Source organism: Streptomyces sp. NPDC052721 (genome assembly GCF_040678315.1).
Lineage (GTDB): Bacteria > Actinomycetota > Actinomycetes > Streptomycetales > Streptomycetaceae > Streptomyces.
In genome coordinates this window covers 1-12,903 of the sequence record NZ_JBFATL010000027.1, presented here as the reverse complement: position 1 = coordinate 12,903, position 12,903 = coordinate 1, and the positions used below count along the sequence as shown (strand labels likewise).

The 12,903-nt window shown below is 70.3% G+C and carries 13 protein-coding genes and 1 pseudogene; 11 read left to right on the top strand and 3 right to left on the bottom strand.

Translation table 11 applies throughout. The annotated features are described in order from the left end of the window. Nucleotides 1-3 precede the first annotated feature (3 nt). From AB0L21_RS24335 to AB0L21_RS24290, 10 genes are all read left to right on the top strand, one after another. A complete protein-coding gene (locus AB0L21_RS24335; RefSeq protein WP_365786337.1) occupies nt 4-873 on the top strand; it encodes a diiron oxygenase in 870 nt (289 codons plus the stop codon). Continuing rightward, complete coding sequence (locus tag AB0L21_RS24330; protein WP_365700835.1) at nt 870-1,712, top strand: hypothetical protein; 843 nt, start codon at nt 870-872, stop codon at nt 1,710-1,712. The genes AB0L21_RS24335 and AB0L21_RS24330 overlap by 4 nt, the downstream gene beginning before the upstream one ends. Then, nucleotides 1,709-2,143 (top strand): 4'-phosphopantetheinyl transferase superfamily protein, encoded by a 435-nt coding sequence (locus tag AB0L21_RS24325; protein ID WP_365786335.1) that lies wholly within the window; start codon nt 1,709-1,711, stop codon nt 2,141-2,143. Before AB0L21_RS24330 ends, AB0L21_RS24325 begins: the two co-directional genes overlap by 4 nt. Beyond that, nucleotides 2,124-2,363: a phosphopantetheine-binding protein gene (locus AB0L21_RS24320; RefSeq protein ID WP_365700839.1), complete on the top strand. Its 240-nt coding sequence runs from the start codon at nt 2,124-2,126 to the stop codon at nt 2,361-2,363. Before AB0L21_RS24325 ends, AB0L21_RS24320 begins: the two co-directional genes overlap by 20 nt. 23 nt (nt 2,364-2,386) lie before the next feature. Then, the gene (locus AB0L21_RS24315) at nt 2,387-3,214 is read left to right on the top strand and encodes an SAM-dependent methyltransferase (protein WP_365700841.1); all 828 of its coding nucleotides are present in this window, start codon (nt 2,387-2,389) and stop codon (nt 3,212-3,214) included. A gap of 195 nt (nt 3,215-3,409) precedes the next feature. After that, a complete protein-coding gene (locus tag AB0L21_RS24310) occupies nt 3,410-4,990 on the top strand; it encodes a fatty acid--CoA ligase family protein (RefSeq protein WP_365786333.1) in 1,581 nt (526 codons plus the stop codon). Nucleotides 4,991-5,032: 42 nt separating this feature from the next. After that, nucleotides 5,033-6,280, top strand: a complete 1,248-nt coding sequence (hemA, locus tag AB0L21_RS24305) for a 5-aminolevulinate synthase (protein WP_365700845.1) — start codon at nt 5,033-5,035, stop codon at nt 6,278-6,280. After that, complete coding sequence (locus AB0L21_RS24300; protein ID WP_365786331.1) at nt 6,277-7,803, top strand: long-chain fatty acid--CoA ligase; 1,527 nt, start codon at nt 6,277-6,279, stop codon at nt 7,801-7,803. The genes hemA and AB0L21_RS24300 overlap by 4 nt, the downstream gene beginning before the upstream one ends. Continuing rightward, nucleotides 7,796-8,818 (top strand): ParB N-terminal domain-containing protein, encoded by a 1,023-nt coding sequence (locus AB0L21_RS24295; protein WP_365786329.1) that lies wholly within the window; start codon nt 7,796-7,798, stop codon nt 8,816-8,818. Before AB0L21_RS24300 ends, AB0L21_RS24295 begins: the two co-directional genes overlap by 8 nt. Continuing rightward, the gene (locus AB0L21_RS24290) at nt 8,815-9,582 is read left to right on the top strand and encodes a PIG-L deacetylase family protein (RefSeq protein WP_365700851.1); all 768 of its coding nucleotides are present in this window, start codon (nt 8,815-8,817) and stop codon (nt 9,580-9,582) included. Before AB0L21_RS24295 ends, AB0L21_RS24290 begins: the two co-directional genes overlap by 4 nt. Before the next feature lie 80 nt (nt 9,583-9,662). Here the strand turns inward: AB0L21_RS24290 and AB0L21_RS24285 are convergent, their stop codons facing one another. Further along, the gene (locus AB0L21_RS24285; RefSeq protein WP_365786327.1) at nt 9,663-10,520 is read right to left on the bottom strand and encodes a hypothetical protein; all 858 of its coding nucleotides are present in this window, start codon (nt 10,518-10,520) and stop codon (nt 9,663-9,665) included. Nucleotides 10,521-10,587: 67 nt separating this feature from the next. Beyond that, the gene (locus AB0L21_RS24280) at nt 10,588-11,412 is read right to left on the bottom strand and encodes an SDR family oxidoreductase (protein ID WP_365786325.1); all 825 of its coding nucleotides are present in this window, start codon (nt 11,410-11,412) and stop codon (nt 10,588-10,590) included. Nucleotides 11,413-11,606: 194 nt separating this feature from the next. Here AB0L21_RS24280 and AB0L21_RS24275 point away from each other — a divergent pair, with 194 nt between their 5' ends. Next, nucleotides 11,607-12,245, top strand: a complete 639-nt coding sequence (locus AB0L21_RS24275; RefSeq protein WP_365700857.1) for a DedA family protein — start codon at nt 11,607-11,609, stop codon at nt 12,243-12,245. Between the two features lie 103 nt (nt 12,246-12,348). Here AB0L21_RS24275 and AB0L21_RS24270 read toward each other — a convergent pair. Then, nucleotides 12,349-12,786, bottom strand: a pseudogene (locus AB0L21_RS24270) (DUF2625 family protein). Between the last annotated feature and the right edge of the window lie 117 nt (nt 12,787-12,903).

Here is a 12,903-nt window from a genome sequence, read left to right as displayed (position 1 = left end):
ACGATGGTGAGCGAGCTGATCAATTCCGACCAGCGATTCCTGGAGATCCTCGACCGGTTGACCACCAAGTCGATCGACGACTACTACAACCCGTACCGCCTCTTCGAGTGGCCGGACAGCCTGCCGGACGCCATGTGGTGGATGAGCCCGGAACTGACCACCACCCACGGCACCGCCGTCGCCGGCCGCCTGACCGAGGAGCAGCTGTACGCGCTCTCGAAGTACGAGAGCGTCAATTTCTACAGCCTGAACGTGCACGGCATCCGGGAACTGCTCATCGAGGTCACCCGGCGCATCCACACCAAGGGATTCGAGACGCCGTCGAAGTTCTTCCACCACTTCATCGGTGAGGAGAACGAGCACATGTGGTTCTTCGCCGAGTTCTGCCTGCGCTACGGCGGACGGATCTACCGGCAGCCGGCCGGGGTGAGTGCGGCGATCCCCAAGTCGGACGTGGAGAGTCTGCTGGTCTTCGCGCGCATCCTGATCTTCGAGGAACTGGTCGACCACTTCAACTCCCGGATGGCCGTGGACGACCGGCTGCACGACACCATCCGGGCCCTCAACCGCATTCACCACCAGGACGAGTCCCGGCACATCGCCTTCGGCCGCGAGCTGGTCACCGCGCTGTTCGCCCAGGTGCGGCAGAACTCGACCGAGCGGGAGCTGGCCGAGATCGCCGAATACCTGCGCAGGTACATGTCGTACAGCTTCGAATCGCTGTTCAACCCGCATGTCTACCGGGACGCCGGCATCGCCGACCCCCTGGCCGTACGCCAGGAGCTGCTGCGGTCGCCCGCGCGGGCGGAGTTCGAGCAGAGCGTCTTCCGCAAGACCTCGAAATTCCTTGAGAAGATCGGGATCATCTCATGACCGCGAAGGCCACTCCGGTCACGCACACCGACGCGCTGACCATTCTGGACCCGGACCGGACCGATCTGCTGCGCGAACTGGACGGCGTGTTCGCCGGCTGGGGCCGGGCCGCCGGTGCCCGGGAGATCCTGCCGCCGCCGATGTATCCCGTCGCGGATCTGGAGAAATTCGATGTCTACACGAATTTCCCGCATCTGGCGCTGGTCGCCGCCCCGCTGGAACTGGCGGCGGGGCCGTGCGAACCGGTGGACGGCCGGTTCGCCCCGGCCGGCCTCCAAGAGGCGCGGCTCGGTCTGCCGCACGCCACCTGCTTCGGCGCCTACCTGTTCCACGAAGGCGTCGAGCTGGACCAGGACACGCTGATCACCCTGGTGAACCGGTGTTTCCGCAACGAGGACCACTACGTCCCGCTGCGCCGGCTGGCCAGCTTCCAGATGCGGGAGATCGTGGCGCTGGGTTCCTACGCGCACACGCAGCAGGTGCTGGCCGAGTTCACCGAGCGGATCACCGCGTTCGGCGCGGCGCTGGGGCTGGGCCTGGACCGGGTGGCCGCCGCCGACCCGTTCTTCGAGAACGACGGCGCGCGGGCGCTGATGTCCCGGCTCAGCCCGGTCAAGTACGAGTTCCAGGCCGGTGACCTGGCGATCGCTTCGGTCAACACGCACCGCAACTTCTTCGGCGAACGCTGCCGCATCCGGCTCGCCGGCGAACCCGGCTACGCGTACACCAGCTGCGTGGCGTTCGGACTGGAGCGCTGGCTGGCCGTGCTGCTGGACGCGCACGGCACCGCCCCACGGGCCCAGGCGGCGGTACGGGACGCCGCCGCGTCGGTCCGGTGACGCCGGGCTGCCGGGTCGGCATCGACATGGTCCCGTTCGGCCGGGTGCGGGACCTGGTGCGCGACGAGACCGTGCTGGCCCGCATGCTCTCCGCCGAGGAGATCCGGCTGTCCCGCGGCGTCACCGGACCGGACATCCCGGGCATCGCCGGCCGGCTGGCGGCCAAGGAGGCGGTGTTCAAGCTGTTCCACGCGCCCGACCAGACCCTGCCGTGGCGCGGCATCGAGATCCTCACCGCCGACGGCGGCTGGCCGGTGGTGCGGCTGGCCGGCCGGGCCGCCGAACTGGCCCGGCGCGCCGGCATCGAGGACATCTCGGTGAGCATCACCCACGACGAACCCTGTGCCGTGGCGGTGGCGTTCACGGCCCGCACCCCAGACAACACCCGTGACCCTGAGGACAGGAGTGCACATGGCAGCGACGGGCATTGACGAGGTCCGCACGTGGATCCTCAAGCGGCACCCGGAACGGCAGACCATCGACGCCGAGGAGAACCTGATCCAGACCCGCCTGGTCGACTCGCTGACCTTCGTGGAGCTGGTCTACGTGATCGAGAACGCCACCGGCGTGGAGATCGACTTCGACAACATCGACATCCAGGACTTCCAGACCCTCGCCGCCATCGAGAAGGCGTTCTTCGTCGCGGCCTGACACGCACCGGAAGGGAGGCACTCATGGAAGCCGTCTCGTACACGGCCCAGTGGACGGCCGCGGCGCGAGCGTTGGAGACCGAGCGCGGCGACCGGGCGATCTTCCAGGATCGCTTCGCCCGCTCGCTGGCCGCGCCGCGCGGATTCGAGCTGTTGGAGAAGAACCGCGGCAGCGGGCTGATCCCGTTCATCGCGATACGCACCCGGTACCTGGACGAGAGCATCGAGCAGATCCTCGCGGAGAACGACATCCGGCAGATCGTGTTCGTCGCCGCCGGCATGGACACCCGCCCGTTCCGGCTGGGGTGGCCTGACGACGCCACGGTGTACGAGGTCGATTTCCCGGCGCTGCTGGCGGAGAAGCGCCGCCGGCTGAGCAGGCTGGCGGCGCAGCCGCGGGTGGCACGCCGTGAGGTGGCCGCCGACCTGCGCCGGGAGTGGCTGCCCGAGCTGGAGCAGGCCGGGTTCGACCCCCAGCGTCCCACCCTGTGGATCGTCGAGGGGCTGATGTTCTTCCTCACCCCGGAGCAGGCGACCAACCTGCTGCGCACCCTCGGTTCGGCGTCGGCGCCGGGCAGTTGGCTGGGCGTGGACTTCGTCAGCCAGGCGCTGCTGCGCAGCCCGTTCTCCCGGGAGTTCCGCCGGAACCTGGAGGAGGACGGCACCCCGTGGCTGTTCGGCACCGACGAGCCCGAGGAGTACCTGGCCTCGATCGGCTGGAAGGCGCGCGAGGTGAAGGAGCCCGGCGAGCCGAGCACCGCGCACGAGGACTGGCCGTTCCAGGTCCAGCCCCGGGACCGCAAGGGGCCCTCGCGCAGCTGGCTGGTGCGCGCCGAGTTCGTGGGCGGCTGAGAGCGGGCTGAGCGGCCAGCGGGCGCGTGGGCGGCTGAGAGCAGGCTGAACGGGAAACCTGGTCCGTCCGGCCACCTCGGGCCTGCCCGCGCGGCGCGCCGGCGTCGGCTGTTCCGATGCTGTTCAAGCTCGCAGGCCTTCCCTGTCAGCGAACCCTGTCAGCGATAGAGAACCGGGTCGGAGGGAGAGATCAGTATGGCGACCGGCAGTGGGGAATGGTGGGCGGCGGCGGGCGGATACGTGGCCGAGCTGCTCTCCGTACTCGCGAAGGAACCGGGGAGACCGGTACTGCACTACCGCGGACGGTGGATCAGCGGCGGTGCGCACCTCGGCTCGGTGACCGGGACCTACCGGGCTCTGCACTCCTGCGGAGTGGGACACGGCACGGTCGTCGGCGTGCTGACCGCGTCGAACAGCCCGGAGATCCTCGGCGTGCGGCACGCGGCCCATCTGCTCCGGGCGGCGGTCGCGCATCTGCGGTCGACCAATCCCGGCTCCAGTACGGCGATGCTGTCGACCGACGACCAGCTGGAGATTCTCCGGAGCACCGGGGCGGCGGTGCTGTACGCCGATCGCGACAGTGCCGACCGGGCGGCCGAGCTGGCGCGGCTGGCCGGCATCCCGCTGATCGGCCCGGGCGTGCCCGGCGCGGTGGAGGTCACGCCCGGTGACGACCCGGGTCCGGCCGCGCCCGTACCGTGGTCGCCGGAGGATCTGGCGGCCATCGCGTTCACCAGCGGAAGCACCGGGCGGCCCAAGGGGATCAGGAAGTCGCGACGGTCCTGGGACAGCGTGGTGTACGGCACGATCGCCCTGGGCCGGGAGGCCGAGCAGATCACGGCGCTGATCGGCACCCCGCTGAGCCAGACGGTCGGCCAGCTGGCCGACGCCGCGCTGATCGACAGGGGCCGGCTGGTGCTGTTGGAGGAGTTCGCGCCGGACCCCTGGATCGACGCGGTGCAGGAGCACGCGGTGACCCGGACCTTCATGGCCACGGGTCATCTGTACCGGCTCCTCGACCGCCTGGAGGAACGCGGGCTGCGCGACCCGGAGGCCGCCGGGCTGACCGGTCTGCGCCGCCTCGACTACGCCGGAAGCCCTGCGGCGCCGGCGAGGCTGGCCGAGGCGGTGAAACTGTTCGGTCCGAGCCTGTTCCAGCAGTACGGCACCTCCGAGAGCGCCCGGATCAGCTTCCTCGCGCCGACGGACCACACCGACCCGGACCTGGTGGGGACGGTGGGACGTCCGTTCCCCGGTGTCGAGATCGGTATCGGCGACCTCGAATCGGGCGCCCCGCTCGACGACGGGCAGGTCGGTGAGGTGCGGGTGCGCTCCCCCCACGTCATGGACGGCTATCTGGACGAGGTGCTGACCGCGCGGGTGCTCCGCGACGGCTGGTACCACACCGGCGACATCGGTTACCGCGACGAGCGCGGCTATCTTCATCTGCTGGACCGGGTCGCCGACATGGTCAAGATCGACGGGGTCAAGGTGTACCCCACGGTGGTCGAGCGCGCGATGCTGACGATCCCCGGAATCGCGCAGGCGGTCGTGTACGGCTTCCTGGGCAAGGACGGCATGGAGCATCTGCACGCGGCGATCACCCTGCGTCCGGGCGCCTCGGTGGGTGTCGACGCGGTGCGCGGACATCTCGGCAACATCCTCTCGCCGGCGCACGTCCCCGAACAGGTCCTCGTCCTCGACGAGGTCCCGCTGAACGCCGCCGGAAAGCCCGACAAACCGCGCCTGCGACTGGAGCACGCCTCGCACGCCTGACCGCAGGCAGGACTTCCCTCCTTCAAGACGATGTGGAGAACCATGACTGCACATCTGGAACATTTCACGACCACCATCACACCGGCGCAGACGCACACCCGCGAGTTCCTGGAGATCGGCCGGTGTGCCGGGCGGTTCCCGAGTGCCACAGCCCGTGTTCCCGACGGGAGCACCGAGGTGAGTGTGTGGTGCAGCAATGACTACCTCGGCATGGGGCAGCATCCGTCGGTGCTGGCCGCGGTGCACAACGCGGTGGCCAAGTACGGTGCGGGATCGGGAGGTTCGCGCAACATCGGCGGCACGAACCACTGTCATGTCGAGCTGGAGCGGGAACTCGCCGACTGGCACGGCAAGGACGCGGCGCTGCTGTTCTCCTCCGGGTACGCCGCCAACGACGGCGCGCTGACGGTGCTCGCGGGGACCCCGGACGACACCGTCGTGTTCTCGGACGAGCTGAACCACGCCTCGATCATCGACGGGCTGCGGCACAGTGGCGCGACCAAGCGGATATTCCGGCACAACGACGTCGGGCATCTGGAGGAGTTGCTCGCCGCGACCGACCCGGAGTCGCCCAAGCTGATTGTGCTGGAGTCGGTCTACTCGATGTCGGGCGACATCGCCCCGCTCGCCGAGGTCGCCGATCTGGCGGAGCGGTTCGGTGCCACCACGTTCCTGGACGAGGTGCACGCGATCGGCATGTACGGTCCGCAGGGCGCGGGTATCGCGGCGCGCGAGGGCATCGCCGACCGGTTCGACATCATCATGGGCACGCTCGCCAAGGGACTCGGGACGGTGGGCGGCTACATCGCCGGACCGAAGGCGCTTGTCGATTACGTCAGGACCGCCTCGCGCGCGTTCGTCTTCACCACCTCCATGCCGCCGGCCACCGCGGCGGGTGCGCTCGCCGCCGTACGGCACCTGCGCGGGTCCGAGGCGGAGCGGCAGCGGCTCGCCGAGAACGCCCAGCTGCTGCATCGTCTGCTCGATGACGCCGGCATCCCGTTCAAGTCGTCCGATTCGCACATCGTCTCGGCGATGGTCGGAGACGACACCCTGTGCAAGCGGGCGTCCGCGCTGCTGCTCGACCGGCACCGGATCTATGTGCAGGCCATCAACGCCCCCAGCGTGCGCGCGGGTGACGAACTGCTGCGGATCGCCCCGTCGGCGACCCACACCACCACGGACGTGAAGGAGTTCGCCTCGGCCCTCGCCGGGATCTGGCTGGACCTGAACATCCCGACCGTCTCCATGCGGCAGGGGGCGGCTTCCACCGCGAAGGCAGTGGTGTGACACGACCGCTGGCCGCCGTGCTCGCCGACACCGCGGCACGGCGGCCGGACGAACCGGCCCTGATCTTCGAATCCACCACCGTCACCTACCGGGTGCTGTGGGAGCGGGCACGTACCTGTGCCGCCGAGCTGCGTCGGCACGGGATCGGGGCGGGTGACCGGGTCGCACTGCTGCTGCCGAACACTCCGCAGTTCCCCGTCGCGTATTACGGCACGCTGGCTTCCGGGGCCACCGTGGTCCCGCTGAACACCCAATTGCGGGCCGGCGAGATCCAGTTCGTCCTGGCCGACAGCGGCGCACGCGCGCTGGTGTGCGCCGGGACGACCGTGGACGAGGGCGCCAAAGCGGCGGCCGCGGCGGGCATCACACTGTGCACGCTCGGGATCGGACACCCGGACGGGGTACGGCTGGACCCCCGCGTGCCGGCGCCTGCTGACGCGGGCCGCTTCCACGGCTCGCCCGACGACATCGCCGCGATCCTCTACACGTCGGGCACCACGGGCCGTCCCAAGGGGGCGATGCTGACGCATCGCAGCATCGTCACCAACATCGAGGTGACGGCCGTGTCCCCCTTCGCCGTCCGGCCCGATGACGTACTGCTGTGCAGTCTTCCGCTGTCCCACACCTTCGGCCAGACCTGTGTCATGGGCGTGGCGTTCCACGCGGGTGCGACGGTGGTGCTGATGCCCAGGTTCACCGCGGCCACGGCGCTGACGCTGATGGCCGAGCACGGCTGCACGGTGTTCATGGGCGTGCCGACGATGTATCACGCGCTGCTGGAAGCGGTCTGCGACGGTGCGCCCGCGCCGCGGCTGCACCGGGCGTACAGCGGCGGTTCGGCTCTGGCGGTACCGGTCCTGAACAGGGTCGAGGAGGTGTTCGGCTGCCCGGTGTACGAAGGGTACGGGCTGACCGAGACCTCCCCGTGCGTCGCCTACAACCAGCCGGGATCGGTCACGCGGCCGGGCACGGTCGGGACGCCGATCGCCGGTGTGGAGGTGGGCATCGCCCGCGCCGGCCTGGAGGGCCGCGTCGAGTTGCTGCCCGCGGGCACCGTGGGCGAAGTCGTGATCCGCGGCCACAACGTGATGTCCGGATACCTCGGCCTGCCGGAGGAGACGGCCGCCGTCCTCGTGGACGGCTGGTTCCGCTCGGGCGATCTGGGCGTGCTGGAGCCGGACGGTTGTCTGCGGCTGGTCGACCGGAAGAAGGACGTGGTGCTCCGGGGTGGCTACAACGTCTATCCCCGCGAGGTCGAGGAGGTGCTGTTGCGGCATCCCGCCGTCGGTCAGACCGCCGTGATCGGTGTCCCGGACGACCGCCTGGGCGAGGAGGTCTGCGCGGTCGTCGTGGCCCGGCCGGGATTCACCCGGGGCCCGGCGCTGGCCGCCGACATCGGCGCCTGGTGCCGGGATCGCCTGGCGGGCTACAAATATCCGCGGCGCGTCGAATTCGCGGAGTCCCTGCCCACCGGTCCCAGCGGCAAGGTGCTCAAACGCCTTCTGGTGCACCTCTATGCGTAGCGTGGGGGCGCGCTTGCAGCTCGTGCAGAGTGCATCAGGGAATTCCAGTCCGGCCGGCGCCGTGGACGTCGGCCTCCAGGAGATCAGATTCGGCGGGTCGCCTCGTTTTCGCGAGGAGGATGTCGAACACACCAGAGCGCTGGCGGAGATCGCCGCGGAGATACTGCCGCCGATCATCGTTCACCGGTCCTCCATGACCGTCGTCGACGGCCTCCACCGAAGCCGGGCGGCGCTGCTCCGGGGCGAAAGGACGATCAGGGCCCGGTTCTTCGACGGCACCCCGGAGGAGGCGTTCCTGCTGTCGGTCAAGGCCAACCAGGCCCATGGTCTGCCGCTGTCCCTCTCCGAGCGCAAGGCGGCGGCCGCCAGGCTGCTCAGGATGTTCCCGCATCACTCGGACCGGTCCATCGCGGCTTCCGCCGGCCTGTCCGACAAGACGGTCGCCAGGCTCCGGCGTGCGAGTACGGAACATCCGCAGTTGAACACGCGGACCGGCGTGGACGGCCGCGGGCGGCCGGTCGACGGGGCGGACCGGCGCAGGCTAGCGGCCCGGCTTCTCACCCTGGAGCCCCACCGGTCCTTACGGGACATAGCCGGCGAGGTGGGCATCTCGCCGGCGACCGTGCTGGACGTCCGCAGGCGGATCGCGCGCGGGGAGGACCCGGTGCCGGCCGGACCGGCCCGCGCGGGGGGTCCGAGTGGCGTGCCGTGCCACCGCGCACCGGCCCGGCGGGACCCGGCTCACGATCCGCAGACTCTGCTGCGGACGCTGCGGAGGGATCCCGCCCTGAGATCGTCCGAGGCGGGACGTGAGCTGCTGCGCCGGCTGCACGCGCACCTGCTGGGCCCTGAGCAGTGCGCTGCCTTGCTCAGGCAGGCACCGCCGCACTGCCGTGAACGCATCGCCGACCTCGCGGAGGTCTACGCGGAAGGGTGGCACGCCCTCTCCGAGAGCCTGCGCGACCGGTCCAGGGGCTCCTGGCCGGAAACAGAGACGAAAGGACGTGAATCGTGACGCAGCCCGCCAACAGGCTCGCACCCTTGACCGAGAACTGGGAGACAGGTCTGGCGATCGTCGCGCATCCGGACGACCTCGAATACGGATCCGCCTCCGCGATAGCCCGCTGGACGGCGCAGGGAAAGACGCTGTCCTACTGTCTGGTGACCAGTGGCGAGGCCGGTATCGACGGAATGCCCCCGGAGGAGGCGCGGGCGGTCCGGGAGGCCGAGCAGCACGCGTCGGCTGCGATCGTCGGGGTCGACACGGTGGAATTCCTGGGGTTTCCGGACGGTGTCCTGGAGTACGGGTTGCCGTTGCGGCGGGCCATCGCCCGGCAGATCCGCCTCCGGCGTCCCGAAATCGTGATCACCAACAATCTCCGTGACACCTGGAACGCCGAGGAGCTGGGCCGGGAGCACGCCCCGCTCAATCACTCCGACCACATCGCCACCGGGCGGGCGATCCTCGACGGGATCCGGGACGCCGCCAACCGGTGGGTCTTCACCGATCTGCTCGACGAGGGTCTGCAGCCGTGGGGCGGCGTACGGCAGGTCTGGGTCGCGCACTCCCCGCTGGCCGCACACGGGGTCGACGTCACCGAGACGTTCCCGCGAGGCGTGGCCTCGCTCCAGGCCCATGAGGCCTACATCAAGGGCCTCGGCCGGTCCGACTTCGACCCGGAGGAGTTCCTGGAGTCCCTGGGCCGACGAGCGGGCACCCTCTTCGGCTGCAGGATCGCCACGCCCTTCGAGGTGATCAGGTTCGCCTCCGACGACTGACCTTCCGTGCCGGAGTCCGCCGTGGCGCCGCGGATCCCGCCACGGCGGACTCTCGTCTCCCGCCCCGGACGGCAGGGCGATCAGCGCCGGAAGAACACCCCTTCGGACGGCAGACAGCCCGCCGCCACCAGGGCCTTGGACAACTCGCCGCCGACCTCGGTCAGCCGCTGCGCACCCTCGTCGCCCAGCGCCCGCCACGGCGGGACGGCCAGCCGATCGGTGTCCGCCTCGATGCGGGCCCGCAGCTCGGCTCCCTGCTCGGTGATGTCGCCGGCCGCGTCCACCACGCCGCGCAGGCGCAGTTCCTCGACCGCGGCGTTCCACTGCTCCTGCGACCAGCCGCGATGGGACTGCGCGAACGACGGCAGGAAGCCGGCGTGGGTCGCGGAGTGGCTGACCATCGACTGCAGCCCACCCAGTTCCGCGTCGACCAGGGCGGCGATGTGGCCGTCGCCACGGTGTTCGCGCAGGATGGCCAGGCCCTGCCACAGCACCAGGTGCGGTTCTTCCGGCCAGTCCTGCTCCTGGTGGGCCGCGGCCAGCGGACGCCCCTCGCAGTCCGCGCTCAGCGCCGCGCGGCGCGCCAGCTCGGCGGCGTCGGCGACGCGGGGCGAAGCGAGTACGTCGGCGCCCAGCATCCGCCTCAGCGCGCGGTCCACGGCCACGAGCCGGGCCTCCACCAACTTCGCCGGGCTCGAAAGCTCCCAGGTGCGCGGAACGTTCTCGCGGACGCGTTCCGGGTTGAAGTTGTAGAACGCCGCGTGGACCACCGAGGCGCCCACCGCCCCCATCGGTGCCGCCCGGCCCCCGAAGTAGCACATCACACCGGGTTCCAGTCCCGCCGCGCCGAGTTCCTCGTCGTATTCCGGCGCGAAATAGACCATGGCGGCGTAGATCTGGAGCTGACGCATCGCCTGGCCGATCAGCTTTTCGTCCATCTAGTCTCCAGCACGATAACCAGTAGGGTCGTGGGAAAGGAATCGCGGGGGGGGGCCGCCGCGGCCGTCATCCGACCGGGTCGTCGGGCCCGGTGGTGCCGATGCACAGGACGCGGGCCCGTGGATTCCCGGTCACCTGCTCTGCCAGCGCGTCCAGGTCGTCGCGGGCATGGATGAATCGGCCGTGCAGCATGTCGTACCGGCCGGACACCAGGGCGACGATCTTCTTCGCGGACACCGTCACCGGCAGGAACGCCGAGTCCGGTATCCGGTCGTAGTCCGGTCGCTGCTCGGTCATCGCGGTGCGCACCATTCCGGGGTTGATGTCGAGCACGACGACACCACGGCCGGCGGTCTCGTGGGCGAGGGCGCCGGTGAAGCGCGCCAGCGCCGCCTTGGACGCGGCCAGCGCGCTGAAGGTGGCGGGCCCGTCGTCCCGGACCGCCACCCGGGTGTTGATGTTGATCACGTATCCGTGGCGCCGGCCGAGCATGGACGGCACGACCCGGCGGCAGAACAGCATGGGCCCCCGCACGTTGGTGGTCATGACCTCCCACCAGTCGTCCGGATCCGTCTCCGCGAAGCAGCCGAACTTTCCGGCGTAACCGGCGTTGTTGACGAGGACGTCGATGCGGTCGAAGCGTTTTTCCACGGCGTCACAGCAATGGTCGACGTTCTCCGGATTCGTGACGTCTCCGGTGACCGTGACGACTTCGCCGCCCATTCGTTCAATGTGTTCCGCGGTGACCGAAAGCTCGGCCGGCAGCTTGTCCACGAGGCCCAGGCTGTATCCGTGCTTGGCCAAGGTGATGGCGATCTGCCGACCGATTCCGCGGGCCGCTCCGGTCACCAGCGCGACTTTTCCGGAACCGACGCTCTCAAGTCCAGACAAGGTGCCTTCCTTCATGGGCGTACGGCATTTGGCCCGACGTTAATGGCGCTCCGCGATTTCTGTCGATCTGTTCAATCACACAGCACGACAGCTCGGCGACATATCGCATCTCCGCGACCGGCGCGCACACGTGCGCCGGGCAGGCGATGCTGGGGAGCGGACAAGGTCCCCGAGGAGGCCAGGAGGCGTGGCCGGTGATCGCCGTCAACCCCATGGACAGCGCCTCGGTGCTGGCCGCCTTCGGCGCGCTGGGCGTCCTGGCCGTGATCTTCGCCGAGTCGGGTCTGCTGGTCGTCGGCTTCTTCCTGCCCGGTGACACGCTGCTGTTCCCGGCCGGTGTGCTGTGCGCGGGCAGCGCCCAGCAGCCGCCGCGGCTGGCGCTGTGGCAGGTGCTGCTGTGCGCGGCGATCGGGGCGGTGGCGGGCGGCCAGGTGGGGTATCTGATCGGGCGGCACGGCGGCCGGGCGCTGCTCGCGCGCACGAGCAGCGGGCGGGTGAAGGGCGCGGCGGCGCGGGCGGAGCGGCTGCTGGCGCGCTACGGCTACGGCAAGGCGCTGGTGATCGGCCGGTTCGTGCCGCTGCTGCGGACGGTCCTGCATCCGGTGGCCGGAGCCCTGGGCGTGCCGGCGCGGACCTTCACCCTCTGGCAGACGGTGGGCGGTGTGCTGTGGTCGCAGACCCTGGTGCTCGCCGGGTACACCCTGGGCGCCTCCGTCCCGCACATCGACGACTATCTGCTGCCGCTGGTCGCCGTGGTCGTCGTCCTGTCGCTGCTTCCGCTGCTGCCGGAGGCCCGCCGCGCCCGCCGGGACCGACACGACTCCACACGCTGAACGCGCTACGGCTCACCCGCTGGATGTCCGCATCGCCCCGGGGGCCGCCGTCCCGGGCAGCGTGGACCTGGCCCTGCCTACGGGCCCGAGGGCTTGCGGTGGGTCACAGCTCGCCCAGGAACCCCGGGTCCGCGGGGCCCAGTTGCCGGGCGAAGTCGGCGGACACGCCCACGACTTCGCGCAGCGCCACGGCCCGTCTGCTGGTGGCGGCGAGGTCCTCGTGCGCCTCCTCGGACCACAGGAACGGGACGACACTGATGCCCTGGGACAGCTCCAGGGCCGCCGACTCCTCCCGCCAGCCCGGCCAGCGCAGCCCCGCGTAGAACCGCTCCGGCCCACCGGACAGCAGTCAGCCGATCCACGCCGAGTGGCCCATGTCCAGCGCCTCCCACTCCAGGGTGTCGGGCGCGAAGTAGGTCATCTGCCCCGGAGCCCCGGGCCGGCCGCTGCCCGCCGGGTCGTGGCCGTTGAGGCAGAAGACACCGCCGAGCACGTCATGGCCGACGACGAGCCCGGCCGCCGGGTGCCAGTGGGGGTCCAGCTCCCCGGGAAACCCGTTGACCCGGCCTAGGCCCTGTCGTCAAACTCCCGTCTGCCGCGCGACGCCATGCACGCACTCTCGCCGCACCGGGCCCCGACCCAAGTACATCCAGTACGA